Genomic DNA, 24,514 nt, shown 5'->3' with positions numbered 1-24,514 from the left:
TCGCACTTGCAGGTTCTGGAGCAGGGCAAACCCTTTTGAGCCCAAGGAGGGCTTATGGCTACCGGAACCGTTAAGTGGTTCAACGCCGAAAAGGGCTTTGGCTTCATCGCCCAGGAGGGCGGCGGCCCCGACGTCTTCGTTCACTACTCCGCGATCAACGCCACCGGCTTCCGCTCCCTCGAGGAGAACCAGCAGGTGTCCTTCGACGTGACGCAGGGCCCGAAGGGCCCCCAGGCGGAGAACGTCACCCCCGTCTGATCACTGCCTGATCGCAGAACCTGAGAGCAGTACCCAAGGAGCCCCGTGCCGTCTTCGGCAACGGGGCTCCTGCCTTTCCCCGCATCCGGAGCAATTTCTTCCGCCGTTCCCTATTCGTTCACGGACTACGTTCGGTGCTCATGGCCGAAACGAAGGATCAAACCCAGGACCAGTCCCAGGACCAGTCCCAGGACCGGACTCGGGACTTCCCGGACTTCCTCGCCTCCACCCGCGCCTTCTACGACACCGTCGCCGAGGACTACGCCGAGCACTTCGCGAATCCCCTCGCCGACAAGCCGCTGGAGCGGGCCCTGCTCGCCGCCTTCGCCGAGCTGGTGGGCCCCGGCGGCACGGTCGCGGACCTCGGCTGCGGTACCGGCGCGGTCACCGGGCACCTCGCCGCCCTGGGCCTGGACGCCTTCGGGCTCGACCTCTCCGCCGCCATGCTCGACGTGGCCCGCCGCGAGCACCCCGGGCTGTGTTTCGGGCAGGGCTCCATGCTGGATCTCCCGCTCCCCGACGGAGGGCTCGCCGGTGCCGTCTCCTGGTACTCCTCCATCCACACCCCGGACGAGCGGCTCCCGGACCTGTTCGCCGAGCTGTACCGCGTCCTCGCCCCCGGCGGGCAGCTGCTGCTGGCCTTCCAGGTGGGCGAGGAGCCCCTGCGACTGGCGGACCCCTGGGGCCACCCGGTGACACTGGACTTCCGGCGGCGCCGGCCCGAGGACATGGTCCGGCTGCTGACGCGAGCGGGGTTCACGCCCGTCTTCCGCACCGTCCGCGAGCCCGACGAAACGCTCGGCACGGGTGTCGCCCGCGTCCCACAGGCCTTCCTGGGCGTCACCAAACCCGCCTGACACCCTTCCGACACCCGTCCTGACCTGCGTCGTCGAACAGGGGTACCGACAGCCTCCCTGGCCCCGGTACCCAGCGGGGACGGCATGGGGACCGCCTAACCCAAAGATCGGTCGTGGCGTCGGGGAGAGCCCGGCGACCGGAACTACGGTCCGTCTCTCACAAGGGGTTGCACATGCGTTCCATCGCACTGCGTACGAAGACGGTTCTGGCGGCTCTGGCCGGCGCGGGCGTCCTCACCCTGGGTGCCGCCGCGGCCCTGCCCGCCACCGGGCTGCACCAGGCCGTGGTGCACGGCACCGACGGCCACCCGGGCACCGTGCTGGCCGACGACCGCGGTCCGGGCGTCGTCGGCTCCTGACCGTCCGCCCGCACCCCGGCGGCGCCCCCCGCAGTGCGCCGTCCCCCCGCCTTCCCCGAACCCGCACCACCGCTCCCCCGCACAGAGCGCTCAACGGCACCGGCCGGGTCCCGCACCCCCGGTGCCGTTGCCGTTGCCCTCCCGTACGACGCGATGCGGGTCGGCCGGACGCCGGCCGGGCGCTACAGCCGCCGCCCGGCCTCCGTGACCCCCATCGCGTCGTACAGGGCCCGTGCCTCGGCGCTGTGCCGCTCGGCCGTCTTCTCGTCGTCCAGCGCCTGCGCCGCCTCCGCCATCCCGTGCAGGGCGTGGGCGATCTCTATCCGGTACCCGTGCCGGGAGGCCAGTTCGTGGGCCTGCCCGTGCAGTTCCATCGCCCGCTCCGGCGCCCCGCTGCGCAGATGGACGAGCCCCACCACGTTGGACACCGTCGCCTGGCGCAGCGCCGTGCCCTCCGCGGAGACCAGGTCGAGCGCCCGCTCGGCGTGCTCCGCGGCCGAGCGGAGATCGCCGAGCCGCTGGCAGACCCGCGCCCAGTGGGCGAGGACGACGGCGACGTTGGCCGGCTTGCGGGACTCGTCGCACAGCTCCAGGGCCTGGGCGAGGCAGGCGCGCGCCCGTTCGTCCTCGCCGGTGCCGAGGTGGGCGAGGGCGAGGAAGGTCAGGGAGTGGATCTCGTTGCTGCGCTCGCCCAGGCGCCGGTTCAGCTCGGTGGCGCGGGCCGCGTTGCGGGCGCCCTCCGCGTAGTGACCGGTCCAGATCTGCACGGTGGAGAGGTTGACCAGCGCCTGCGCCTCCATCCGGGACAGGCCCAGCTCCCGGTGCAGCGCGATGCCCTGGTCCAGGTAGGCGCGGGCCTGCTCGAAGTTGCCGAGGGAGCCGTGCAGCAGGCCGAGCACGTCCAGGCACATCGCCTCGGATCGCGGATCGCTGCCCTGGGACAGCTCCAGGCCCTCCTGGGCGGTGGTGATGCCGTCCTGGAAGTCACCGAGCCACCAGTGCGCCACCGCCAGGTTGCACAGGCTGATGCCGAGCAGCGCGGGGTTCTCCAGCCGGCGGCAGGCGGCGACCCCGATCCGGCCGACGACCCGGAACTCCTCGTAGCGGCCGCGCAGGTCCAGGTAGAAGAGCAGGTTGCGGGCGAGCAGGGCGGCCGGGCGGTGCAGGCCCTGGGTGCCGGCCTGGGCGACGACCGCGAGCAGCGCCTCGTACTCCCGGTCGAACCAGCGCAGGGCCTGCTCGCCGTCGTCCAGGCGGGGCAGGTCGGGCACGCTCTTGGCCGGGGCGTCGCCGTAGCGGCTGCGGCCGGGGAAGAGGGTCTCGCAGGCCCGGTCCGTGGTCTCGATGTAGTACGCCACGAGGCGCTCGACGGCGGACTCCTCGTCGTCCTCCACCTCGCGGACGCTGAGCGCGTAGGTGCGCACCAGGTCGTGGAAGCCGTACAGGCCCGCCTCGTGCTGTTCCAGCAGGTGCGCGTCGAGCAGGCACTCCAGCAGGTCCTCGGCCTCGTGGCCGTCGGTGCCGAGCAGGGCGGCGGCGGAGGGCACGTCGATGGCGCTGCCGGGGTGCAGCCCGAGCAGCCGGAAGGCACCGCGCTGGTCCTCGTCCATCGCCTGGTACGACAGCCGGAGCGTGGCCTCGACGCTGCGCTCCCCGGCACTCAGCTCGCGCAGCCGCCGGGTCTCGTCGGCGAGCCGGTCGACCAGGTACTGCACGGTCCAGCGGGGCCGGTTGCGCAGCCGTGCGGTGGTGATGCGCAGGGCGAGCGGCAGCCCCCCGCACAGCCGTGCCAGCCGGTCCACGGCCCGGGGCTCGGCGGCGGTGCGGTCGGCACCCAGCATCCGGGTGAGCAGGGTGGCGCTGTCACCGGCCGACAGGAGTCCCAGCGACAGCCACTCGGAGCCGTCGAGGTCGAGCATCCGGACCCGGCTGGTGACGATGGCGAGGCAGTCCTCGGAGGCCGGCAGCAGGGGACGGACCTGGGCGGCGTCGGCAGCGTTGTCAAGCAGCAGCAATAACTTCCGCTGCGCGGAAACGGTCCGCCAGAAGGTGGTGCGGCGTTCCAGATCGTCCGGTATTCGATCGTCCGGTATGCCCAGCGTGTGCAGTAAGGAATGCAGCACGGCCCCCGGCTCCTGGGCCTTCTCGCCCGGACTGAAGCCGCGCAGGTCCACGAAGAGCTGTCCGTCGGGATACTCGGGGGCCAGCAGATGGGCGGCGTGCACCGCGAGCGCGGTCTTGCCGCTGCCGCCCATGCCGTCCACGCCGACGATCCGGGTGCCGCCGGTGGCCGGGGCGCAGCCCACGGTGACCAGCCGGGACAGTTCCTCGTCGCGGCCGGTGAAGTCCGGCAGGTCGTACGGCAGGGTGCAGGGCGCGGGCTCGGAGCCGGACGTCTGGGTGGTGTACGGCGCGGGGACCAGCAGGGCGGCACGGTCGGCCACCGACTGCGGTACCCGGGGGGCCACTTCGGGGCTGTCGCGCAGGATCGCCTCGTAGAGCCGGGTGAGTTCGGCACCCGGGTCGATGCCCAGCTCCTCCACCAGCAGGTCGCGCACCCGCCCGAACTCCTCCAGCGCCTCGGCCTGCCGCCCGGCCCGGTACAGGGCCACCATCAGCCGCCCGCGCAGGGTCTCCCGCAGCGGGTGCGCGGTCACCAGCTCTCTCAGGGGGCCCACGAGCTCGCCGGACTGCCCCAGCTCCAGCTGGAGTTCGAAGTACTGCTCGGCGACCGCCATGTGGCGCTCTTCGAGGGCCGCCGAGGCCGCGCTGATCACGGACCCGCCCGCGCCCGCCATCACCGGGCCCCGCCACAGCTCCAGGCAGGACCGCAGATGGCCGACGGCCTCCTCGGGCCGGCTGGCCGCCACCGCCTGCCGCGCCTGCCTGGACCGCTCGGTGAACTCGTGCAGGTCCAGCTGGTGTGCGCCCAGCGTGGCCCGGTAGCCGGCTCCGTCGGTGGCGATCAGGGCCGCGCCGTCCGGGATGCGGGTGCGCAGCGCGGCGACGCACTTGCGTATCTGGTGGCTCGCGGTCTGCGGTGGCTCGTCGTCCCACGCCGCGGCGACCAGCCGGGCCATCGGGACCATGCGGCCGGGTTCGAGCAGGAGGGTGACCAGCACCCGCTCCTGCGTCGGACTGCCCAGCCGCAACCGGCGCTCGCCGCACCAGCCTTCGAGCGAGCCGAGGATGTTGAAGCGCACGACAGGACGACCGGATGCCGCCAATTCCACGAACCCGTCCCCTCCGCCCCGCCGCACCGTCCGGCCCGAGATGTTCGGGACCACCCTAGGTTGTACCCGAACGAGTAACACGAAGGAGGCGATTCCGGCTACCTGGGGTCTTCCTCGGTCCTGGCGAACAGGCTAACCACCTCAGGCGATCTGGAGGAGGGTGGAACGCGCATCGCCGAAGAGGGCTGGATCATGACGGAGGATCGCGCTCTCCACCCGGCGCAGCGCGGGCGAGGGCTGGATCCCCAGTTCCTCGTCGAGCTGGCGGCGCATCCGGCGGAACACGTCGAGCGCGTCCGCCTGCCGCCCCGAGCAGTAGAGGGCGACCATCAACTGCTCACAGAACCGTTCACGCAACGGGTGGTTGGTATGGGCCTCGGCCAGCTCCGCGAGCACCGCCGCATGCCGTCCGAGCCGCAGTTCGGCGTCGAAGCGCAGCTCCATCGCCCGCATCCGGTACTCCTCGTAGCGCGCCCCGGCCAGCTGGCACAGGGTCCCGCCGGCGAACCCGCCGAACACCGGCCCCCGCCACAGCGCGAGCGCCTGCCCCAGCATCCGGGCGGTGCCCTCGGCGTCGTCCAGCGACGCCGACTCGGCCTCCCGTACGGTCCGCACGAACTCGGCGGCGTCCACTTCGTCCTCGTCCACGGTCAGCCGGTAACCGGAGGGATGAATCGTCACCCGAGATACCGGACGCCCCGGTTCCAGGGCCTTCAGCTTCCGTCGAAGCCTGCTCACGTGCGCTTGGAGGGCGTTGGCCTGGTTGTCCGGTGCGGCCTCGCCCCACATCTCCTCGACCAGGCTCTCCCCGGAAACCGGCTGCCCCTCGCTGACCAGCAGCGTCTGTACGAGGGTGCGCTGTAGGTCGCCGCAGATCTCCGCCGGCCCGGACACGGTACGGACCTGCAGTGCCCCGAGGATCGAGAACTTCAGCATCCTTGCTCCGCCTCCTGTTGACGTCGCTGGCGTCGTCGTCCTTCTTCCGGCGACGTATCAACAGTGGGACGGACTGGTACCGGTTCGTTACCGATCCGTTCCCCAGGCCGCGGTCAGCTCGCCTCGCCCGCGCCGAGCGCGCCGAGCGAGGTGACCCGCTGGGCCGCGCCCGCCGGGGAGTCGGCCCATACCACGAGGTGCCCGGGGCAGCGGGCTCCGGGGGCCGGCACGAACCGGACATCCGGCAGCATGGCCGCGGAACCCGGCGGCCGGCTGGATTCCACCGCCGCGGCGAACCTTTCCGGCCGTACCGCCTCCACGAGCTTTCCGGCCAAGACCCGCACGGCTCCGGCGGCGAGATCGAATCCCCCCGCCGTCCTCAGCAGTTCCGGAATCGGATCGTCCGCGAGGCCCGCCCGGCAGCCGGTGATCACCGGGCCCCGCCGGGTGAGGGTGACGCCGGTGTGGGCGGGTCCGTACTGGTACCCGGTCAGGTCCAGCAGCGCGGTCACCACGGCCCGTACCTCCGCCGCGGTGTCCTCCGTCAGCGGGGCCGGGGAGAGCAGACCGTACCGCGTCCGGGCCGTGATCCCCACGGTCTGGTGCATCCCGTGCACGGTCAGCGTCTCCACGGTCAGCCGGGGCGCGCCGCAGACCGCGCCGGCGTCCGGCGACAGCCGGTTGTCCCTGACCAGGCGCTGTACGGCGTCCGGGGCCGCGAGCAGTCGCAGGGCGCGCGCGGGATTGACGAAGAGCCCGGCGGCCGCGGCCTCCTCCAGGAGGGGCCGCAGCGCGGACTCGTCGTGCGGGTCGACGCGAGCCGAGCGCACTTGCACACCGGACCGGTGTGCCTCGCTGAGGAGGCGCGGGTCCGGGTTCAGCAGAAAGATCCGGCTGACGTCGTTGTCTTCTTTCATACCTCTGCTCGGATGACGAAGTCGGCGAGGGTGGAAAGGCAGGCTACGAGCGGGCGTTACCGATCCGGTCCCGGACGATTCCCCAGCGGTTGGTTGCGCACGGCACGCCCCGTACGGTACTCGCCCCACCGCCCCACCGACCCGTCAATGACTCACCTTGCTTGCACTTGGGCAACTGCGAGGAAGGATGCCCAGGTGGCGGGGCGGATGGTGAGGTGCGCGGCGGGCTGCTTGGAGTCGCGGACGTGGATGGCGGTGGGGTGCGAGGCGACCTCGACGCAATCGCCGCCTTCGCCGCCGCTGTAGCTCGATTTGCGCCAGGCGTACGCGGCTTCAAGGCACTGGCCTCCCTCACCGCTGCTGTAGCTGGACTTGAACCAGTTCGTCTGTGAAGTCATCGCTCTTCCAGCATCTCCTCGATCAGCTCCAGGGACTCGCGGGGGTTAAGGGCCTGAGCCCGGATGATTCCATAGCGAGCGGCCAGGGTGCGGACCTCTTCACGCTCGGTGATCAGACGCGGGTATCCATGGCTCTCCATGTAACCAACCTGGTCCTTACCCTTCGGCGTGAGCAAGGTGAAGGAGTTGTCCAGGCACGGGTGTTCGACCCGGCCGGTGGGCATCACCTGCAACTGCACGTTGCGCATGCGGCCGATGTGCAGCAGGTGGCGAAGCTGCCCCTTGTGCACCTCGGGGCCGCCGATCGGTCGCGCCAGGACCGCCTGCTCCATGACGAAGCTGAACTCCGGCAGTGGCCACCGCTCGAAGATCTGCTGTCGCGAGAGTCGGTCGGCCACCCGCTTCTCGATCGTCTCCTCGTCAAGGGGCGGGTACCTCTGCATGAAGACCGCACTGGCGTACTCCTCGGTCTGCAACAAGCCGAGTACACCCATCGTGCTGTAGTCGTGCAGGGATACCGCCTGCGCCTCCAGACCCGCATAGTCCCGGTACCACTCGGGATGCCGCGTCCGTGCCCTGGTCATCGCCTCCTCCACGTCGGGGATGACCGCGATCAGCATCCTGCTGGCGCCGAGGATCGGGTCCGCCTTGATCAGGAACTCCGGCCTCGGGGTCCGTACTCCCCGCTCCATGGCCGAGATCTGATCCGGGCCGTAGCCGACCAGTGCCCCGAACTCCGACTGGCTGAGCCCCGCCCGCTCCCGCAGTAGCTTCAACTGCCTGCCCACCATGGCGAAGACACCCGCCGCCCCGTTTTCCTCACCAGGTGTCTCCGGCCGCCGCTCCTGCTCCGCTACCACTCCGCCCTCCGCCCATTCCGTACACGCGCCGACTCGCATCCGTACGACTACGCAGAGTCGCCGGGTTTCTCCTGGTCAGCGTAGGGAGGACCGGCCACGCTCGGTGATGTGAATCCGGAAATCTCCACCCCCCTGAAAGAGTTGGTCCAGCGGCTCAGCGCCACTCCCCGCGGCGCCCGACTGGCCCGGCGGCTCACCGGAACCTCGCTCGACAACTGGGGCTACTGCTACGACGGACCGCTGAACAACACCGCCCAGCTCCTCGTCTCCGAACTCGCGACCAACGCCGTCACCCACGGTCGCGTACCCGGCCGGGACTTCGAGCTGAGGCTGACGCTCCTGCCCGAGGAGGACACGCTGCGCATCGAGGTGAGCGACACCCGGGGCGACCGGCCCCTGAAGGTGCTCCGCGCCGCCCCGGGGGACGAACACGGCCGCGGCCTGATCGTCGTGGACGCCCTCGCCCGGACCTGGGGCGTGCGCGAGCGCGTCGTGGGCAAGACGGTGTGGGCCGAGATCCCGCTGTCACCCGGAAAGCGGGGCGGCCCCGGGACGCCGTAGCGCCCGGGACCGCCCCGCCGGAGCGAGCCGCGGCTCAGCTGTGGTTGTAGGTGACCGAGAAGTTCTCCCCGCCGCTCAGCGAGGAGGTCGTGGCCTTGGTGGTGCTGCCCGAGGCCATGTCGATCTTGTCGGGCGAGTAGTTGCCGATCGCCTGGCCGTTGGCCGTGGCGCCGGTGAAGCTCGCGGTGCCGAAGTTCGACAGCGGCAGCACACCGGTGGAGCTGGACGGTGCCTCGGCGATGACCTCGGCGGAGGCGTTGGACAGGCCGCTCTGCGTCTTCGTGGTGGTCTTCGTCCAGCCCCTGGTGGTGTCCGAGAGGGTGAGCGTGTACGTGCTGCCGCTGCGGCTGACGGTGGCGGTGAAGTGGTCGCCGGCGCTCACCGTGTTGCTGTAGTTGACGGGGTAAGCCGGGTACATCTCGTACCAGGACGAGTAGACCGCCCGGCCGCCGGAGCAGTCCGCCTCGGTGCCCGTCTGCTCCACCGAGTTGCTGCCGTCACCGTCGATGCCGACCCAGAACGAGGAGTACGTGGTCGCGCTGGAGCAGCTGACCGCCGGCTGCACCCAGCTCGCGGAGACGCTGGTGAACGTCGTGCCGGTCGCGGCGTAGCCGGCCCAGTTGGAGCTGGTGCTGTTCCTGATGCCGCCAACCAGGTGGTGGCTGCTGATGTGCCCGCTGACCGGGGTCATGCGCAGCGCCGGCGCGGCGACGGCCGCCGCGGGGGAGGTCGCCAGCGCGGACAGGACGGCGGCGGCTACGGCTGTGGCGGCGGTGAGGCGGATCGTTGCAGACATGCTGCTCCTTCTCGCGGACTCGCGGTGCAGACGTGACTGGCGGCCACCAGTGGGGGGAACGTGCGCCCCGTGCTTGTCAGTGTGCAGTCAAACCGCGGCCCGTTGTCACCCGACTACCGGGTTTTCACAGCAAAGCTCCTGCCAAGTACCGTCGAGAAAAGGCGCGTTGGCGGCGATTTCGCCACCGCGGGGGGCCGGTGCCCCGCTCACGCCCCCTCGTACAGCCCCTCCACCTCTCGGGCGAAGTCCGCCAGGATCTGCCGTCGCCGGAGCTTCAGGGAGGGGGTGAGGTGCCCTGCCTCCTCCGTGAAGTCGACGGGGAGGACGGTGAAGCGGCGGATGGACTCGGGGCGGGAGACGAGGCGGTTGGCGTCGTCGACGGCGCGCTGGAGGAGGGTCCGCAACTCCAGGTCGTCCGCGATCAGTTCGGGTGGTACCGGGTGCCTGCCGTTCATCTGCCGCCAGTGGACGATGCCGTCGGGGTCGAGCGTGAGGAGGGCGGCGACGTAGGGGCGGTCGTCGCCGACGAGCATCACCTGGGAGATCAGGGGGTGTTGGCGCAGCCAGTTCTCCAGCGGGGCGGGGGCGACCGACTTGCCGCCGGAGGTGATGAGGAGTTCCTTCTTGCGCCCGGTGATGGTGAGGTAGCCCTCGTCGTCCAGCTCGCCCAGGTCCCCCGTGTGCAGCCAGCCGTCGCGGGTGGCGGGGACGACGCCGCCGGCCTGCGGGTCCCAGTAGCCGCGCAGCACATGGTCGCCGGCGATCAGGATCTCCCCGTCGGCGGCGATCCGCACCCGGGTGCCGGGCAGCGGCCAGCCCACAGTGCCCAGACGGGGCTTGAGCGGCGGCGTGACGGTGGTGGCGCCGGTGGTCTCCGTGAGGCCGTACCCCTCGTAGATCCCGATGCCCGCCCCGGCGTAGAACGCGGCGAGACCGCGCCCGAGCGGCGAGCCGCCGCAGATGACGTGCCGGACACGGCCGCCCATCGCGGCGCGGATGCGGCGGTAGACGAGCGGGTCGTAGAAGCCGCGCTGGGTCTTGAGCGCGCGGCCGGGCCCGCCGCCGGTGCCCGCCTGGCGGGCCTGGAGCGCCTCGCCGTAGCGCCGGGCGACGGCGGCGGCGCGGTCGAAGGCGGCACCCCGGCCGCCCGACTCGGCCTTCGCGCGCGCGGAGTTGAAGATCTTCTCCAGCATGTAGGGGATGGTGAGCAGACAGGTGGGCCGGAAGGCGGCGAGGTCGGGCAGCAGGTCGTCGGCCCTGAGGCTGGGTGCGTGTCCGAGGCGGACGCGGGCGCGGACGCAGGCGATGGCGACCATGCGCCCGAAGACGTGCGAGAGGGGGAGGAAGAGCAGCACGGAGGGGTCGTTGTCGTGCTGCTTGAAGACGGGGTGGAGGAGTTCGATCGCGTTGTCGACCTCGGCGAAGAAGTTGCCGTGCGAGAGGGCGCAGCCCTTGGGGCGGCCGGTGGTGCCGGAGGTGTAGACGAGCGTGGCGAGGGTGTCGGGCCCGAGCATGCCGCGCCGCACCCCGATCTCCCCCTCGGGCACGGTCACCCCCGCGTCGGCGAGCCGCTCCACGTGCCCCTTCTCCATGACCCACAAGTGCCGCAGACCGGGCAGGTGTTGCAGCTCGGGTCCGAGCGCGGCGGCCTGGGCGGCCGTCTCCGTCACGAGGGCGACGGCGCCGGAGTCGTGCAGGATCCACCGGGTCTGGAAGACGGAGGAGGTGGGATAGACGGGGACGGTGACGAGCCCCGCGGCCCACGCGGCGAAGTCGAGCAGCGTCCACTCGTACGTCGTGCGCGCCATGATCGCGATCCGGTCTCCGGGTACGAGCCCCTCCGCGATCAGCCCCTTGGCCGCCGCCAGCGCCTCCTCGGCGAACCGCGCGGCGGTGATGTCCTTCCAGTGGCCGCCGGGGAGCCTGCGGCTGAGGACGACCGCGCCCGGGTCCTCGGCGGCGTTGTCGAACGGCAGGTCGGCCAGCGACCCATGGGTCACCGGCGCCGCGAAGGGCGGTACGACCACTTCCCGTACGGCTCCGTCGAGCCGCCGTGTCCCGGGGGCGACGAGTACCGGTACGCCGTCGTAATCCACGGCGGACACAGGGGGGTCGAGGGGGTGGTGGGGGGACACGTGCGGCTCCTCGGGCGTACGGCGAGGCGATCACCGGCGGCCGGGGCGCGCGGCGAACGAGCTGAGGGGTTACCGCCGGTCAGGCGAGTGATCGTACGGGCCCGTTGTGGGGGCTTCGTGCGGTTCCGGGGACGGTCCGGAGGTGGTCCGGGGGTGGTCCGGGGACGGGTCGCGCCGGGCGGTCGCAGCTTCCGTCACTGGCCCACCTGTGCTTACCTACGGTAACTTTACTACCGCGTAAAGAAATTGTTCCCGTCTCCGGGGGATTTGATGTCGACCGTCCTCGACAAACCGCCGGCCCTGCTTCCGGTCCTGCTGGGTGGCGCGGTGCGCTCCCTGCGCAAACGGCCGTCGCCGGGGGCGCCGTACGCCCGCACCCGCCTGGTCCTGCGGGACGCCCGCGCCGACGGCTCCCGCCTCTCGGCCTACTCCCGCCTGTGCGCCTTTCCCGCCCCGGCCGCCACCCTGCCCCTCCCCTACCCCCATGTCCTCGCCTTCCCGCTGGCCATGCGGCTGCTCGGCGCGCGCGACTTCCCCCTCCCCCTGCCGGGGCTGGTGCACACGTCGATCGAGATCGTGCGCCATGCGGCGCTGCCGGTCTCGGGGTCGTACGAACTCACGGTGTACGTATCGGGATTGGCCCCGCACCGCCGAGGAACGGAGGCGACGGTGGTGACGGAGGCACGGCTGGCGGGGAAACCGGTGTGGGAGTCCCGCAGCACGTACCTGTCCCGGCACCGGACGGCGGGTGAGGGCACGCGCGCGTCGCCCCCGGAGCGGGCGAGCCCCCTCCCCCGCCGCCAGGAGTGGGAGGTGCCCGGGAACCTCGGCCGCGCCTACGCCTCCGTCTCGGGCGACCGCAACCCCATCCACCTCACCGCCCTCACGGCCCGCCTCTTCGGCTTCCGCCGGGCGATCGCGCACGGCATGTGGACGGCGGCCCGGTGCGTGGCGGCGTACGGGGAGGTGTCCGACGGTTCCCTGGTCCGGGTGGAGTTCCGGGCGCCGGTGCCGTTGCCGGGAGTGGTGCGGTACGGATCGCGGGGCCGCGGGTTCGAACTGCGCGGCGCCGGGGACCGCCTGCACCTGTCCGGAACGGTGAGCGAGGCGCCGTAGGGCCTGCCGGGACCCGGCCCGCGCAGGACCTGTCCGGCGGCCCGGCGTACGGGGAGGCTGCCGGCGGCTGGGGGAGGTCGGCCCTGGGATCGCGCCGCCGGCGATGAACGCCTGCCGGTAGCGCTCGGTGGTCGACCACCAGCACGACTCGCCGTCGCGCGGCACCTAGGCGTCGAGGTGCACGAGGCGGGAGACCCGTCCGCGGGCGCGGTCGGCGGCGGCGATCACCATCCCGCCGTAGCTGTGGCCGACCAGCGTGGCGCCGGTGAGGTGAGCGCGATCCACGGTGTGACCGGCGCGCTCCCGCAGCGGTACCACCGCCTCGAACGACCACGAGCCGTGCCGGCCACCGGGCACGAGGACGAACGTCGCCATGGGCTTCTCCCTCTCGTCGGCCGCGGCGGCGAGGCACGCGCCCGCGGCTCACCACCGCTCCGGATCATCAGGTCGGGGTGTGGCCGGCCCCCGGGAATCCGCCGCGCGACGCCCGCTCGCCGCCGACCGCGCGCGGGGTCCGTCTCAGGCCAGGCCGACCGGGGTCGCCCAGCGGTTGCCCGACATCAGGTCGCCCAGGCCGGACCAGGCGAAGTTCATCAGGGTGGCGGCGGCCTGCGGGGCGGTGATGCCCTCGGTCGTGTTGGCCCAGTCCGCGAGGGACTCCGCCGCGCCGATCAGGGCCATCGCGAGGCCCTCGATCTCGGCGGCGGGGAGGTCGCGGGAGTGGGTGGACTCCTGGGCGGCGGAGGCGATCAGGCGGGTGACGAAGGCGGTCATCTCCGCGCGCATGGCGTCGGCCTCGGCCGCGAAGCGCGGGCCGTGGGTGCGGGCTTGGAGGTGGAGGACGGTCCAGCCGTCGGGGTGTTCGGCGGTGTAGGCGAAGAACGCCTGGACACCGTCCCAGAGTTGGCGGTCTGCGGGGAGACAGGGGCGGACCGCCGCGCGGACGGCCTCGGTCAGGGCGGCGGCCTCGCGGCGGATGCACGCGGTGAAGAGGTCGTCCTTGGAGTTGAGGTAGAGGTAGACCAACGGCTTGGAGACACCCGCCAGTTCGGCGATCTCGTCCATCGACGCGGCCGTGTACCCGTGCCGGGCGATGACCTCCACGGCGGCGTCGAGCATCTGCCGCTCGCGCTCCACCCTCGGCATCCGTTTGGTCCTGCCGTCACCCATGAGGGCAAGACTAGAGGGATGCCGGGGCCGTCATCCGCCCTTCGGCGATCTTGGCCGGGGGGCGATGGGTGTCGTCAGGACGGCTGGCTCTGCGCCCGCGCGCCGTCGTCGGCGACGTCCTCCTGGCTGCGGTTCGCCTCCAGGTTCGCCTTCATGCGGTCGACGCGGCCCACGACCTGCATCGACGCCCGGTCCCGCTCCTTGCGCAGCGCCACCCAGCTGATCGGCGCCGAGATGACCAGGGCGAGCAGCAGCACCCACAGGCCGTTGGAGGCGCCGAAGCCGCGCGGGAAGATGCCGGAGTAGACGGCTCCCCAGACGACCAGGAGGCAGCCCGCGAAGATACCGAGGCGCATCAGCGTGTAGCGGAGCATCTCAATCCACTCGTCCGATTCCAAAAGGGGTCATCGTCCAGTGAAGCACGCCAGGCGGGCGACCATGCAGCGGGGTCGGGAGGGGGTGGCTCAGCGGCCCAGGGACAGGAGCATGAAGATCTCGTCGCGGTCGTCGTCCGGCGCGACGCGTACGGCGCCGGGAACGCGGCCGACCTCCTTGTAGCCGCAGGAGGCGTAGAACCGCTCCAGGCCCTGGCCGCCCCGGCAGGACAGGCGGATCGCCTCGATGCCGTCCGTCGCGCGGGCCGCGTCCTCGGCGGCGGCCAGCAGATCGCGGCCGTGGCCCTCGCCCTGGTGGCGGGGGTGCACCATCACGGAGTACAGCGACAGCCAGTGCGCGTTCAGGTGCTGTGGGTTCGAGGTGAGGAACGCGGCGGCGACCGGCGTGCCGTGCGCGTCCTGGCCGACGAGGAGCCGGGTGCGGCCCTCGGCCATCTGCACCAGGTGGCGCACCAGCTCGGGCCTTGTCTCCTCGCGGCGGACCGGAGGGACGAAACCGACGGCACCGCCCGCGTTCGACACGTCCGTCCACAGGTCGAGGAGGCCGTCGCGGAGTGCGGGGGTGAGAGGAGGTTCCAGAGTGAAGGTAAGGGCCACAAGCGCATCTTATCCATTACCAAGGGCGCGTGCGGCGACTTTCAGATCGTCCAGGAGCCCCCGGTAGGCCGTGTCGCGGTCGTCGGCCCGGAGCACGGAGGACGGGTGGACGGTGGGAAGGAGGCGTTCGGGGCGGCCGTGGATGTCCCGCTCGATGACGGTGCCGCGGACCTGCCCGACCCTGAAGGACGACCCGAGGAGGGCCTTGCCCGCGGTGGCACCGAGGATGACGACCAGTTCCGGCTCCACCAGCGCCAGTTCCCTCGCCAGCCAGGGGGCGCAGGCGGTCATCTCCCGCAGGGTCGGGGCGCGGTGGATCCTCCGCTTGCGGGGCTCGGTCTGCGCGAACTTGAAGTGCTTGACCGCGTTGGTGACGTACGCCTCCGCCGGGTCCAGACCGGCCTCCTCCAGCGCCCGGTGCAGAAGCCGCCCGGCCGGCCCCACGAAGGGCCTGCCCTGGCGGTCCTCCTGATCACCGGGCTGCTCCCCCACGAGCATCACGCGGGCGTCCGCGTCCCCCTCCCCGAAGACGGTCTGGGTGGCCGGGCCGTGCAGGGGACAGCCCCGGCAGTCGGCCGCCGCCCTGCGCAGCGCGTCGAGCCCACCGCGGGCGGGAACGAAGGGGGCGGCGGTGTAGGCGTCCTCGGGGGTGGTCGCGGAGGGCATGTCCTCCGGGTACCCGTCCGGGGGGAGCGTGAACGGCAGGGCTCACTCCTGGGTAGGACCGGTGTCGCCGGGAGGGAAGCGCGCGTTTTCCGGGAGGGGCCCCCGTGCGGGTACGGATGCTGCGCTCGGTGAGCCTGTTCGGGGCGGCGGCCTTGGCGGCCGTCGCCGGCTGCGGTGGGCACGAGGGCGCCGGTGACGACGGGACGGCGTCCGCGCGCCGGGCCGCCCGGGTCGCGAAGGGGTGGGACGGGTCGGCCGCCGCGGCCGCGTGGCGGGCCGGTTACCACCCCAGGGGGGACGTGCTCCAGTTGCCGCGGGGCGGTCTGCGGAGCCGGGCGGAAGAGGAGGCCCTTCGGGACCACGCCGTGGTCCCGCGGGGCGCGCTGCCCGGTGCCGGACCGGAGAACGGGCGGGTGACGTGGGCCGGGGGCAGGTCGGTCACACGGCCGATGGTGGGGGCGGCGGAGTCGTACGACGCCCTGGCGGGCGGTCGCGTCGACGGAAAGCCGCACCTCACCGTGACCGGTGCGAAGCCGGGCCGGATGACCGTGGCCACCAGCCGGGGCCCGGCGGTGGTCCCTGCCTGGCTGTTCTCCCTGGAGGGCTACGCGGACCCGCTCACGCGGGCCGCCGTCACCGCGTCACCGCTCCCCCGGCCGCCGATCGGACCGGGCGGCGGGGTCCCGGGGCAGCCCCTCGACCGGGTGGTCCGGATCGCGGTGGACGGGCGTTCGGTGACGGTGATCGCCCTCGACGGCGTCTGCGACGACGGGCCCGTGGTGACCGTCCTGGAGACCGCCGGCAGCGTCGTGCTCTCCGGCGCCGTCGAGAACCAGGAGCACGGCGACTGCACCAAGCAGGCGAGGCCGCGCCAGGTGACGGTCCGCTTGGCGCAGCCGGTGGGCGACCGGGTCGTGCTCGACGCGCACACCGGCCGGCCGATTCCGTACAAGCCGGCGTACGGGCCGTCGCCCAGCTGGAGTTGAGGAGGCGTGTTCGCCGGGTGCGGGCCGGTCGTGGCCGGCCGCGCGGTTCCCCGCGCCCCCTTGGGCGGGGCCCGCTCGCCCCGGCCGGACGGTTACCGCCCACCCGCCGGCCGGCCGGGACGGATGGGTGGGCGAGAGGTCGTCAGACGCGCATCGGCTGGGGGGAGTCCCGGCGTGCCGGATCGGCGGGGTCGTACTCGCGGATGATCTCGTAGCGCGTGTTGCGTTCCACGGGGCGGAACCCGGCGTCGCGGATGAGGTCCAGGAGGTCCTCGCGGGTCAGCTTGTTCGGGGTGCCGTAGTTGTCGGCGTCGTGGGTGATCTTGTACTCGACGACCGACCCGTCCATGTCGTCCGCGCCGTGCTGGAGGGCCAGCTGGGCGGTCTGGACGCCGTGCATGACCCAGAAGACCTTCACGTGCGGGACGTTGTCGAACAGCAGGCGGGAGACCGCGAAGGTCTTCAGGGCCTCGGCACCCGTCGCCATCGTCGTCCGCGCCTGGAGGCGGTTGCGGACCTTGCCGTCCTTCATGTCCACGAAGTCGTGCTGGTAGCGCAGGGGGATGAAGACCTGGAAGCCGCCGGTCTCGTCCTGGAGCTCGCGGAGGCGCAGCACGTGGTCGACGCGGTGGCGCGGCTCCTCGATGTGGCCGTAGAGCATCGTGGCCGGGGTCTTCAGACCCTTCTCGTGCGCCAGCCGGTGGATCCGGGACCAGTCCTCCCAGTGGGTCCGGTGGTCCACGATGTGCCGGCGGACCTCCCAGTCGAAGATCTCCGCGCCACCGCCGGTGAGCGACTCCAGACCCGCGTCGATCAGCTCGTCCAGGATCTCCGAGGCCGACAGCCCGGAGATCGTCTCGAAGTGGTGGATCTCCGTCGCCGTGAAGGCCTTGAGGGAGACGTTCGGGAGCGCCGCCTTCAGCTCGCGCAGCGAGCGCGGGTAGTAGCGCCACGGCAGGTTCGGGTGCAGCCCGTTGACGATGTGCAGCTCGGTGAGGTTCTCCGTCTCCATCGCCTTCGCGAGCTTGACGGCCTCCTCGATGCGCATCGTGTACGCGTCCTTCTCCCCCGGCTTGCGCTGGAAGGAGCAGTACGCGCAGGAGGCCGTGCACACGTTCGTCATGTTCAGGTGCCGGTTGACGTTGAAGTGCACGACGTCGCCGTTCTTGCGCGTCCGCACCTCGTGCGCCAGACCGCCGAGCCAGGCCAGGTCGTCCGACTCGTACAGCGCGATGCCGTCCTCGCGGGTCAGCCGCTCACCGGAGCGGACCTTCTCCTCCAGCTCGCGCTTGAGCCCGACGTCCATGCCAACACCTTTCTACGACAGCTCGGCCTACGGTATCCCTACACCTCTTCCGGCAGCTCCCCGACCCGGTTCTCCCACTTCGTGGACAGCACGATGGTGGTACGGGTCCGCGACACGCCCTTCGTCCCGCTGAGCCGGCGGATGATCCGCTCCAGACCGTCCACGTCCGCCGCGCGCGCCTTGAGCATGAAGGAGTCGTCACCGGCGATGAACCAGCAGTCCTCGATCTCCTTGAGGTCCCGCAGCCGCTGCGCCACGTCCTCGTGGTCGGCCGCGTCGGACAGCGAGATGCCGATCAGGGCGGTGACGCCGAGGCCGAGCGAGGCCGCGTCGACCGTGGCGCGGTAACCGGTGATGACCCCGGCCGCCTCCAGCCGGTTGATGCGGTCCGTGACGCTCGGGCCCGACAGGCCGACGAGGCGCCCCAGCTCCGCGTAGGAGGCCCGGCCGTTCTCCCTCAGGGCCTGGATGAGCTGCCTGTCCACCGCGTCCATGCGATCGAAGCCTTCCGCTGAAGAGTTCTCGAGTGATGAGGGGTAGAGCGCTACTGCTGCCACCGGCGCTACTGCTGCCGCCGGCGCTACTGCTGCCGCCGGCGCTACTGCTCCTGGCGGGTGGAGCCGCCGCCCAGCCCGCCCCGCCAGCGCCGGTACAGGCCGTGTTCGACGCCCGCCGCGTCCAGCACCCGCCCGGCGACGAAGTCCACCAGATCCTGGATGTGCGTGGCACCCGCGTAGAAGGCCGGCGAGGCGGGGACGACCGAGGCGCCGGCGTCGTCCAGGGCGACGAGGTGCCGCAGGGTCTGACCGTTCAGGGGGGTCTCCCGCACGGCGACGACGAGGGTGCGGCGTTCCTTCAGTGTGACGCTCGCCGTGCGCTGGAGCAGGTCCTTGGACAGGCCCAGCGCGACCCCGGCCACACAGGCCGTGGAGGCGGGCACGATCAGCATGCCCTTCGCCGGGTACGACCCCGACGACGGTCCCGCCGCGAGGTCACCCGCGTTCCAGTACCGCACCCCGCCGAGGTCCACATCGAAGGTCCCGGGCTTGCCGTCGGCACCACGGGCCAGCCATTCCCGCAGGTCGTCCTGCCAGTGGGCGTCCCGGAACGAGATCCCCGTCTCGTCCAGCAGCGTCAGCCGGGAGGCCCGGCTGACCACCAGGTCCACCGCCTCCCCCGCCCCCAGCAGCGCCCGCAGCACGGCAGCCGCATACGGTGTCCCGGAAGCACCGGACACCCCCACGATCCAAGGCACGCGCCGCGTTTCTCCTGCGTTCACACCTTGAGCGTACCGGCGCGCCCACCCGGGCTCAGGCCGGGTGGGCGCAAGAAGCGGGCCGAGGCCCCTTGTTCGGGCGTCATCGGACCGTGAGGCCCCGGACCAGCAGGTCCAGCAGGGCGCACACGAAAAGCGCGATGCCGATGAACCCGTTGACGCTGAAGAACGCCCGGTTGAGGCGGGACAGGTCGTGCGGGCGCACGATGCTGTGCTCGTACAGGAAGGCCCCGGCGACGATCACCAGGCCGAGCCAGAAGAAGGCGCCGGCGTGGGTCGCGAGGGCGTACCAGACGAACAGCGCGGTGGTGATCGCGTGGCAGACGCGGGCACCCCGGATGGCGGCCGGGATGCCGAAGCGGGCCGGGACCGACTTCACGCCGATCGCCCGGTCGGTCTCCACGTCCTGGCAGGCGTAGATCAGGTCGAAGCCGCCGATCCAGACGCCGACCGCGAGGCCGAGGATCACCGCGTCCCAGGACCAGCTGCCCGAGATGGCGAGCCAGCCGCCGATGGGGCCCATGGCCTGGGCGATCCCCAGGATGGCCTGCGGGAAGTTCGTGAACCGCTTCCCGTAGGGGTAGACCACCATCGGGATCACCGCGACGGGGGCGAGGGCCAGGCAGAGCGGGTTCAGGAGCGCCGCCGCGCCCAGGAAGACCACCAGCGCGACCAGCGCGCCCGTCCAGGCGTGCCGTACCGACATCGCGCCGGTCACCAGTTCGCGGTGGGCCGTGCGCGGGTTACGGGCGTCGATCTCCCGGTCGATGATCCGGTTCACGGCCATCGCGAAGGTGCGCAGACCGACCATGCAGACCGTGACCAGCAGCAGCCGGGCCCAGTGGATGTCCTTGTCCAGCTCGAACATCGCCGTCAGCGAGGCGATGTAGGCGAAGGGCAGCGCGAAGACCGAGTGCTCGATCATCACCAGGCGCAGGAACGCCTTGGTGCGTCCCGGCCGGGGGATTGCGGCGGCCGTGCTCACAGGCCGTACTCCTTCCAGCGGCGGTCGACCAGGGCCGCCGTATCCGGGTCCGACAGGACCATCTCCGGCCACCCGCCGTCGCGCGTGTAGCCCTCCTCCGGCCACTTGCGGGTGGCGTCGATCCCGGCCTTGCCGCCCCAGAACTGCTGGTAGGAGGCGTGGTCGAGGTGGTCCACGGGGCCTTCCACGACCGTGAGGTCACGGGCGTAGTCGGTGTTGCCGAGGGCGCGCCAGGCGACCTCGTGCAGGTCGTGGACGTCGCAGTCCGCGTCCACGACCACGATCAGCTTGGTGAGCGACATCATGTGCGCACCCCAGACCGCGTGCATGACCTTCTGCGCGTGCTTCGGGTACTTCTTGTCGATCGAGACGATCGCGCAGTTGTGGAAGCCGCCGGCCTCGGGCAGGTGGTAGTCCACGATGTCCGGCACGATGATCTTCAGCAGCGGCAGGAAGAAGCGCTCCGTGGCGCGGCCGAGCGGGCCGTCCTCGGTCGGCGGGCGGCCGACCACGATCGACTGGAGCAGCGGTCGCTTCCGCATCGTCACGCAGTCGATCTTCAGCGCGGGGAACGGCTCCTGCGGGGTGTAGAAGCCGGTGTGGTCGCCGAAGGGGCCCTCGGGCAGCATCTCGCCGGGCTCCAGCCAGCCCTCCAGGACGACCTCGGCGTTGGCCGGTACCTGGAGCGGGACCGTCTTGCAGTCGACCATCTCGATCCGCTTGCCCGCGATGAACCCGGCGAACAGGTACTCGTCGATGTCGCCGGGCAGCGGCGCGGTGGAGGCGTAGGTGACGGCCGGGGGGCAGCCGAAGGCGATGGCGACCGGCAGCCGCTCGCCCCGGCGGGCGGCGACCTGGTAGTGGTTCCGGCTGTCCTTGTGGATCTGCCAGTGCATGCCGATGGTGCGCTTGTCGTGGCGCTGGAGGCGGTAGAGGCCGAGGTTGCGGATGCCGCTCTCGGGGTCCTTGGTGTGGGTCAGGCCCAGGTTGAAGAAGGAGCCGCCGTCCTCGGGCCAGGTGAACAGCGCGGGGAGCCGGTCGAGGTCGACGTCGTCGCCCCGCAGGACGACCTCCTGCACCGGCGCTTCCTTGATCTTCCTCGGCGGCACGTGCGCCATCGCGCCCAGCTTGCCGAATGCCTCGCGCACACCGACGAAGCCGTGCGGCAGCTCGGGCCGCAGCAGGCCGCCGATCTTGTCGGAGATCTCGCCGTACGACGTCAGGCCGAGCGCCTTGAGCAGCCGTCGGTCGGTGCCGAAGACGTTCATGGCCAGCGGCATCGCCGAGCCCTTGACGTTCTCGAAGAGCAGCGCCGGGCCGCCGGACTTCTGCACCCGGTCGACGATCTCCCCGACTTCCAGGTAGGGGTCGACCTCGGCCTTGATGCGCTTGAGGTCTCCCTCGCGCTCCAGGGCCCGCAGCAGGGAGCGAAGATCGTCGTAAGCCATGCGTCCCAGTATCTGCCACGGCCCGCCCGAACCCGTCCACCGGGCCCCGGCCCGCGGCCGGACGGGGTGTGCTTAACCACTTGCCAGGGCCGCGCTCGGCTCGCGTTAATGGTCGGTCACCGAGCAGTCACTTCTGCCCGACCTCTGGGGGACGACAGCAGATGCAGTACGGCCAGGGGCCCGAGCGCCCCGCACAGGACTTACCACCCGCGCCGGCCACCCCGCCGCCCGGACCGCCACCCGGACCGCCGCCCGCTTCGGCGCCGGCCTCCGCGCCCCCCATGCCGGACGTGCCCGCGCCCCCGCCGCACCAGACGCCGCAGACGCTCGACCTGCGCGTCAGCAAGCGCATCCTGTGGATCGGCAGGGCCGTCTACCCGCTGGCCAACATCGCCCGCGTCTACTCCTTCGACCTGCGTCCCAAGCGCAAGGAGGCGGTGCTGCGGTTCCTGCGGTACAGCGCCGGGACCCTCGCGGTCGCGATGCTCGTGATGCTGCCCAGCCTGCCCGTGCTGGCGCTGGGCGGGTCGGACGGGCGGTCCGGCGCGGCCGGCTACGTCGGCTTCGTGTGGATCGTCGCCGCCCTCGCCGAGATCTTCTTCCTGATCGACATGCTCGGCGTCCTGACCGCGCCCTCGCAGTACGTCCTCGCGGTGGAGACCTCGGGCGCGTCCACCGCGCTGGTCACCAGCCCGGACCGGGGATACCTGGACCAGCTCGTGGGGCAGCTCTCGTACGCCATCGAACACCCGGACACCGAGCTGCGGGTGACGGTGCACAGCCTCACCGTCTCGCCCAGGAACTACTACTTCGGCGACAACGTCAACATGTACGGCGGCAGCGGAAACGTGGGGATCGGGTCATGAGCGGCGACAGCTACCACTACGGCGACAACGTGAACATGTACGGCGGCCAGGGCAACAAGGGCATCGTCAAGAACATGGGCGGCGCGCAGCCGGCGCAGGACCCCGCGCTGGTCGCGGCACTCGCCGAACTCCGGCGCCTGGTCGCGGAGTTGCGGACGCGGGTGCCGGAGTCCAGCGCGGCGCTGCTCGACGAGTCCGTGCGGGCGGCGACCACCGACGCGGCCGTGCCCGCCCAGGAACGCCAGCGGGCGCTCATGGCCGTCGCCGGGATCGCGTCGATGGTCGGGACGGTGGGGCAGCCGGTCGCCGAGGCGGTGCGGGCGGTCGTCGGGATGATCGGCGGCTGACGGGTACGGCGGCGGCGTCAGGTCCTCGCCCAGTTCTGGGCGGCCGTGCCCGGCCGGCAGGTCTGGGTGGAGATGTTGCTCCCGAAGGACAGGGCGAGGCAGCCGCCGTCGAACGCCGTGCTCAGCGTGTTGCCGGAGCCGGTGTGCCACAGGATCGCGGAGCTGACGCTGCCGCAGTCGCCGACGAACACGTTCTGGCCCTTCATGTTGGCGCTGAGGCAGGCGCCCGTGGAGACGTTGATGATCTTCACGGTGCCGCCGGAGGCGCTGCGGAAGGTCCAGCGGGCGGTGGCGGCGTCGCAGCCGCCGAGGGCGGCGGCGCCGTAGACCTGGGTGACGCACTCGCCGTTCTCGGCGTTCTTGAGGCGGAAGGAGCCTCCGGTGGAACCGCCCGAGCCACCGGAGCCACCCGTGGAGCCGCCGCTGCCCGAGGTGCCACCGGTCGTACCGCCGGTGGAGCCGCCGCCCGAGGTGCCGCCGCTGGAACCGCCGCTCCCTCCGCCGGAGGTGCCCGAGCCGCCGGAGGTGCCCGAGCCGCCGGAACCGGTACCGGAACCCGACCCACCGCCGGAAGCCGAACCGGCACCGGCACCGGAGCCGGAGCCGGAATCCGAGCCCGAGCCGTCGGCGCCCTTGGCGTCCTGCCCCTTCCCGGCCCTCTTGTCGTGCTTCTTGTCCCCCGCCGGGGACGCCGAGCCCTTGCCGGTCGGCCCGGGGGTTCCCGAGGCGCCGGACGCCGTGGCACCGGCCGGCGCGGAGACGGAGGGACCCGGCGTGCCGGCCGCGCCGTCGCGGTGGGGGCCGGTGGCGTACGGCACCAGTTGCACGGCGAGGGTGGCGGCACCGGCCACGACCACGACCGGCACGACGGCCAGGAACACCTTGGTACGACGGCTCCGTCCGCGCCGTTTCGCCCCGCCCTCGCCCACGACGACCGCGGGCTCGGACCCGGACGCGGGCCGCGACCCGGGCACGCTCCCGCCGGGACCCGGAGCGGTCGGCGCGGGCTCGGACGCCGTCCGCGCCTCCTCCTCCGCCTGCGGCACCTGTGGCACCTGCGCCGCGAACTCGGCCCGGGACCGCAGGAGTTCGGTGATCGACGCGGGCCAGAGCGGCTCGGCGGACGGCGCCCGTCCGGCGGCCAGGTCCGCCAGGTCCGCCGCCGTGGGCCGGTTCTCGGGGTCCTTGTCCAGGCAGGCGGCGACGACCTCGGCCAGCTCCGCGTCGATCTCGCGCAGTTCGCCGAGATCGGGCTCCTCGTGCACGATCCGGTACAGCACCGCGTGCCCGGACTCGTCGCCGAACGGCGGGCGCCCGCAGCCGGCGTAGGCCACGATCGAGCCGAGGGCGAAGACGTCCACGGCGCTGGTCAACGGCCGCTGGCCCGCCGCCTGTTCGGGCGACATGTACGCCGGGGTCCCCACCACCACGCCGGTCCGGGTCAGCTGGCTCTGGTCGGCGGCGCGGGCGACCCCGAAGTCGATGAGGGTCACGCCGTCGAGGGTCAGCATGACGTTGGACGGCTTGACGTCCCGGTGCACCATGTCCAGGGCGTGAACCGCCGCGAGGTCGGCCGCCGCCTCGCGGAGCAGCAGCCACAGCGACTCGCCCGGCAGCGGTCCGCCGTGCGCCTCGACGGCCTCGCGCAGGGTCAGTCCGGGCACGTACGCGGTGGCGAACCACGGCGGCCGGGCGTCCTTGTCCCCGACGAGCAGCCGGGCGGTGGCGTCGGCGGGCAGCCGGGCGAGGTTGTCCAGCTCGTGCCCGAAGCGGCGGACGAAGTCCTTGTCCTCGCCGACGACGGAGGGGAGCACCTGTTTCACGGCGGCGTAGCGGCCCTCGTACACCCCGAGGTACACCCGCCCCATGCCGCCGGTGCCGAGCCGCCCCACCAGCGGAATCGGCCCGATCCGCCGAGGGTCCGCACCGTCCAGCGGCTCGACCCCGTTGTCTTCCCCGTTCACCTGTCTCCCCCTGCGGGATGTGAGGATGGTGGCACCAGTGTGAGCGCTCCAGCCCACCGAACCAAAATTTCCTTCTAGAAAA

Annotated in this window: 26 protein-coding genes; 8 read left to right on the top strand and 18 right to left on the bottom strand. The window is 72.0% G+C overall.

All coding sequences use genetic code 11. From position 1 onward, the window contains the following. Positions 1-54 precede the first annotated feature (54 nt). The 3 genes from QSK45_RS31105 (at position 55) to QSK45_RS31095 (ending at position 1,474) form a co-directional block, all read left to right on the top strand. Positions 55-258, top strand: a complete 204-nt coding sequence (locus QSK45_RS31105; RefSeq protein ID WP_004984723.1) for a cold-shock protein — start codon at positions 55-57, stop codon at positions 256-258. Between the two features lie 140 nt (positions 259-398). Next, positions 399-1,115 carry a class I SAM-dependent methyltransferase gene (locus tag QSK45_RS31100; protein ID WP_285562222.1) on the top strand — a complete coding sequence of 239 codons (717 nt, stop codon included), beginning with the start codon at positions 399-401 and terminating at the stop codon, positions 1,113-1,115. Positions 1,116-1,288: 173 nt separating this feature from the next. After that, the gene (locus QSK45_RS31095) at positions 1,289-1,474 is read left to right on the top strand and encodes a hypothetical protein (protein ID WP_285562221.1); all 186 of its coding nucleotides are present in this window, start codon (positions 1,289-1,291) and stop codon (positions 1,472-1,474) included. Positions 1,475-1,656: 182 nt separating this feature from the next. Here QSK45_RS31095 and QSK45_RS31090 read toward each other — a convergent pair whose 3' ends face one another. The 5 genes from QSK45_RS31090 to QSK45_RS31070 all read right to left on the bottom strand — a co-directional run bounded on the left by QSK45_RS31090 (position 1,657) and on the right by QSK45_RS31070 (position 7,857). Continuing rightward, positions 1,657-4,677: an AfsR/SARP family transcriptional regulator gene (locus QSK45_RS31090; RefSeq protein WP_285562220.1), complete on the bottom strand. Its 3,021-nt coding sequence runs from the start codon at positions 4,675-4,677 to the stop codon at positions 1,657-1,659. A gap of 171 nt (positions 4,678-4,848) precedes the next feature. Continuing rightward, entirely contained in the window at positions 4,849-5,643 is a 795-nt protein-coding gene (locus QSK45_RS31085; RefSeq protein ID WP_285562219.1) for an AfsR/SARP family transcriptional regulator, read from the bottom strand. A 113-nt stretch (positions 5,644-5,756) separates the two neighbouring features. Next, positions 5,757-6,560, bottom strand: a complete 804-nt coding sequence (locus tag QSK45_RS31080; RefSeq protein WP_285562218.1) for a hypothetical protein — start codon at positions 6,558-6,560, stop codon at positions 5,757-5,759. A 152-nt stretch (positions 6,561-6,712) separates the two neighbouring features. Then, the gene (locus tag QSK45_RS31075) at positions 6,713-6,958 is read right to left on the bottom strand and encodes a DUF397 domain-containing protein (protein WP_285562217.1); all 246 of its coding nucleotides are present in this window, start codon (positions 6,956-6,958) and stop codon (positions 6,713-6,715) included. Further along, complete coding sequence (locus QSK45_RS31070; RefSeq protein ID WP_285562216.1) at positions 6,955-7,857, bottom strand: helix-turn-helix domain-containing protein; 903 nt, start codon at positions 7,855-7,857, stop codon at positions 6,955-6,957. The genes QSK45_RS31075 and QSK45_RS31070 overlap by 4 nt, the downstream gene beginning before the upstream one ends. A 69-nt stretch (positions 7,858-7,926) precedes the next feature. Between QSK45_RS31070 and QSK45_RS31065 the strand changes: the two genes are divergently transcribed. Continuing rightward, a complete protein-coding gene (locus tag QSK45_RS31065; RefSeq protein ID WP_285562215.1) occupies positions 7,927-8,379 on the top strand; it encodes an ATP-binding protein in 453 nt (150 codons plus the stop codon). Between the two features lie 34 nt (positions 8,380-8,413). On the opposite strand, the gene QSK45_RS31060 is transcribed toward QSK45_RS31065, so the two are convergent. Both QSK45_RS31060 and QSK45_RS31055 read right to left on the bottom strand, forming a co-directional pair. Further along, on the bottom strand, positions 8,414-9,175 hold the full coding sequence (locus tag QSK45_RS31060) for a G1 family glutamic endopeptidase (RefSeq protein WP_285562214.1): 762 nt from the start codon (positions 9,173-9,175) through the stop codon (positions 8,414-8,416). A gap of 206 nt (positions 9,176-9,381) precedes the next feature. After that, positions 9,382-11,310: an AMP-dependent synthetase/ligase gene (locus QSK45_RS31055; protein ID WP_285562213.1), complete on the bottom strand. Its 1,929-nt coding sequence runs from the start codon at positions 11,308-11,310 to the stop codon at positions 9,382-9,384. Positions 11,311-11,580: 270 nt separating this feature from the next. On the opposite strand from QSK45_RS31055, the gene QSK45_RS31050 reads away from it, so the two are divergent. Further along, positions 11,581-12,426 carry a MaoC family dehydratase gene (locus tag QSK45_RS31050; RefSeq protein WP_285562212.1) on the top strand — a complete coding sequence of 282 codons (846 nt, stop codon included), beginning with the start codon at positions 11,581-11,583 and terminating at the stop codon, positions 12,424-12,426. A 165-nt stretch (positions 12,427-12,591) separates the two neighbouring features. On the opposite strand, the gene QSK45_RS31045 is transcribed toward QSK45_RS31050, so the two are convergent. The 5 genes from QSK45_RS31045 to QSK45_RS31025 all read right to left on the bottom strand — a co-directional run bounded on the left by QSK45_RS31045 (position 12,592) and on the right by QSK45_RS31025 (position 15,254). After that, complete coding sequence (locus tag QSK45_RS31045; protein WP_285562211.1) at positions 12,592-12,801, bottom strand: hypothetical protein; 210 nt, start codon at positions 12,799-12,801, stop codon at positions 12,592-12,594. A 144-nt stretch (positions 12,802-12,945) separates the two neighbouring features. Beyond that, positions 12,946-13,596, bottom strand: a complete 651-nt coding sequence (locus QSK45_RS31040; protein ID WP_285562210.1) for a TetR/AcrR family transcriptional regulator — start codon at positions 13,594-13,596, stop codon at positions 12,946-12,948. A gap of 74 nt (positions 13,597-13,670) precedes the next feature. Continuing rightward, the gene (locus tag QSK45_RS31035; protein WP_285562209.1) at positions 13,671-13,970 is read right to left on the bottom strand and encodes a DUF4229 domain-containing protein; all 300 of its coding nucleotides are present in this window, start codon (positions 13,968-13,970) and stop codon (positions 13,671-13,673) included. Positions 13,971-14,060: 90 nt separating this feature from the next. Then, complete coding sequence (locus QSK45_RS31030) at positions 14,061-14,588, bottom strand: GNAT family N-acetyltransferase (RefSeq protein WP_285562208.1); 528 nt, start codon at positions 14,586-14,588, stop codon at positions 14,061-14,063. A gap of 9 nt (positions 14,589-14,597) precedes the next feature. Further along, the gene (locus QSK45_RS31025) at positions 14,598-15,254 is read right to left on the bottom strand and encodes a UdgX family uracil-DNA binding protein (RefSeq protein WP_285562207.1); all 657 of its coding nucleotides are present in this window, start codon (positions 15,252-15,254) and stop codon (positions 14,598-14,600) included. Positions 15,255-15,358: 104 nt separating this feature from the next. Here QSK45_RS31025 and QSK45_RS31020 point away from each other — a divergent pair, with 104 nt between their 5' ends. Continuing rightward, positions 15,359-16,240, top strand: a complete 882-nt coding sequence (locus QSK45_RS31020; protein WP_490993640.1) for a hypothetical protein — start codon at positions 15,359-15,361, stop codon at positions 16,238-16,240. Between the two features lie 142 nt (positions 16,241-16,382). Here QSK45_RS31020 and mqnE read toward each other — a convergent pair whose 3' ends face one another. From mqnE to QSK45_RS30995, 5 genes are all read right to left on the bottom strand, one after another. Beyond that, entirely contained in the window at positions 16,383-17,546 is a 1,164-nt protein-coding gene (mqnE, locus tag QSK45_RS31015) for an aminofutalosine synthase MqnE (RefSeq protein ID WP_285562206.1), read from the bottom strand. A 38-nt stretch (positions 17,547-17,584) separates the two neighbouring features. Then, positions 17,585-18,040 (bottom strand): Lrp/AsnC family transcriptional regulator, encoded by a 456-nt coding sequence (locus tag QSK45_RS31010; protein ID WP_285562205.1) that lies wholly within the window; start codon positions 18,038-18,040, stop codon positions 17,585-17,587. Between the two features lie 104 nt (positions 18,041-18,144). Then, complete coding sequence (locus QSK45_RS31005; RefSeq protein WP_285562204.1) at positions 18,145-18,801, bottom strand: UbiX family flavin prenyltransferase; 657 nt, start codon at positions 18,799-18,801, stop codon at positions 18,145-18,147. A 103-nt stretch (positions 18,802-18,904) separates the two neighbouring features. After that, on the bottom strand, positions 18,905-19,807 hold the full coding sequence (mqnP, locus tag QSK45_RS31000) for a menaquinone biosynthesis prenyltransferase MqnP (RefSeq protein WP_285562203.1): 903 nt from the start codon (positions 19,805-19,807) through the stop codon (positions 18,905-18,907). Next, a complete protein-coding gene (locus tag QSK45_RS30995; RefSeq protein WP_285562202.1) occupies positions 19,804-21,255 on the bottom strand; it encodes a menaquinone biosynthesis decarboxylase in 1,452 nt (483 codons plus the stop codon). Before QSK45_RS30995 ends, mqnP begins: the two co-directional genes overlap by 4 nt. Before the next feature lie 281 nt (positions 21,256-21,536). On the opposite strand from QSK45_RS30995, the gene QSK45_RS30990 reads away from it, so the two are divergent. Both QSK45_RS30990 and QSK45_RS30985 read left to right on the top strand, forming a co-directional pair. Continuing rightward, complete coding sequence (locus QSK45_RS30990) at positions 21,537-22,121, top strand: DUF6232 family protein (RefSeq protein ID WP_285562201.1); 585 nt, start codon at positions 21,537-21,539, stop codon at positions 22,119-22,121. After that, positions 22,118-22,468, top strand: coding sequence for a hypothetical protein (locus QSK45_RS30985; RefSeq protein WP_285562200.1), 351 nt, complete (start codon positions 22,118-22,120; stop codon positions 22,466-22,468). The genes QSK45_RS30990 and QSK45_RS30985 overlap by 4 nt, the downstream gene beginning before the upstream one ends. A gap of 17 nt (positions 22,469-22,485) precedes the next feature. Here the strand turns inward: QSK45_RS30985 and QSK45_RS30980 are convergent, their stop codons facing one another. Beyond that, positions 22,486-24,432, bottom strand: coding sequence for a protein kinase domain-containing protein (locus QSK45_RS30980; RefSeq protein ID WP_285562199.1), 1,947 nt, complete (start codon positions 24,430-24,432; stop codon positions 22,486-22,488). Positions 24,433-24,514: the final 82 nt, after the last annotated feature.

This window comes from Streptomyces hygroscopicus subsp. hygroscopicus (genome assembly GCF_030269125.1).
Classification (GTDB): domain Bacteria; phylum Actinomycetota; class Actinomycetes; order Streptomycetales; family Streptomycetaceae; genus Streptomyces; species Streptomyces hygroscopicus_C.
The sequence above is the reverse complement of the archived record's forward strand: the minus strand, read 5'-3'. Positions and strand labels throughout refer to the sequence as shown.

Coding starts and splice junctions, on each gene's coding strand:
- QSK45_RS31035 (WP_285562209.1), bottom strand. CDS start 13,970: ATGCTCCGCTACACGCTGATGCGCCTCGGTATCTTCGCGGGCTGCCTC.
- QSK45_RS30985 (WP_285562200.1), top strand. CDS start 22,118: ATGAGCGGCGACAGCTACCACTACGGCGACAACGTGAACATGTACGGC.
- QSK45_RS31085 (WP_285562219.1), bottom strand. CDS start 5,643: ATGCTGAAGTTCTCGATCCTCGGGGCACTGCAGGTCCGTACCGTGTCC.
- QSK45_RS31080 (WP_285562218.1), bottom strand. CDS start 6,560: ATGAAAGAAGACAACGACGTCAGCCGGATCTTTCTGCTGAACCCGGAC.
- QSK45_RS31095 (WP_285562221.1), top strand. CDS start 1,289: ATGCGTTCCATCGCACTGCGTACGAAGACGGTTCTGGCGGCTCTGGCC.
- QSK45_RS31060 (WP_285562214.1), bottom strand. CDS start 9,175: ATGTCTGCAACGATCCGCCTCACCGCCGCCACAGCCGTAGCCGCCGCC.
- QSK45_RS31045 (WP_285562211.1), bottom strand. CDS start 12,801: ATGGCGACGTTCGTCCTCGTGCCCGGTGGCCGGCACGGCTCGTGGTCG.
- QSK45_RS31105 (WP_004984723.1), top strand. CDS start 55: ATGGCTACCGGAACCGTTAAGTGGTTCAACGCCGAAAAGGGCTTTGGC.
- QSK45_RS31025 (WP_285562207.1), bottom strand. CDS start 15,254: ATGCCCTCCGCGACCACCCCCGAGGACGCCTACACCGCCGCCCCCTTC.
- QSK45_RS30995 (WP_285562202.1), bottom strand. CDS start 21,255: ATGGCTTACGACGATCTTCGCTCCCTGCTGCGGGCCCTGGAGCGCGAG.
- QSK45_RS31040 (WP_285562210.1), bottom strand. CDS start 13,596: ATGGGTGACGGCAGGACCAAACGGATGCCGAGGGTGGAGCGCGAGCGG.
- QSK45_RS31010 (WP_285562205.1), bottom strand. CDS start 18,040: ATGGACGCGGTGGACAGGCAGCTCATCCAGGCCCTGAGGGAGAACGGC.
- mqnE (WP_285562206.1), bottom strand. CDS start 17,546: ATGGACGTCGGGCTCAAGCGCGAGCTGGAGGAGAAGGTCCGCTCCGGT.
- QSK45_RS31075 (WP_285562217.1), bottom strand. CDS start 6,958: ATGACTTCACAGACGAACTGGTTCAAGTCCAGCTACAGCAGCGGTGAG.
- QSK45_RS31100 (WP_285562222.1), top strand. CDS start 399: ATGGCCGAAACGAAGGATCAAACCCAGGACCAGTCCCAGGACCAGTCC.
- QSK45_RS30990 (WP_285562201.1), top strand. CDS start 21,537: ATGCCGGACGTGCCCGCGCCCCCGCCGCACCAGACGCCGCAGACGCTC.
- QSK45_RS31050 (WP_285562212.1), top strand. CDS start 11,581: ATGTCGACCGTCCTCGACAAACCGCCGGCCCTGCTTCCGGTCCTGCTG.
- QSK45_RS31070 (WP_285562216.1), bottom strand. CDS start 7,857: ATGCGAGTCGGCGCGTGTACGGAATGGGCGGAGGGCGGAGTGGTAGCG.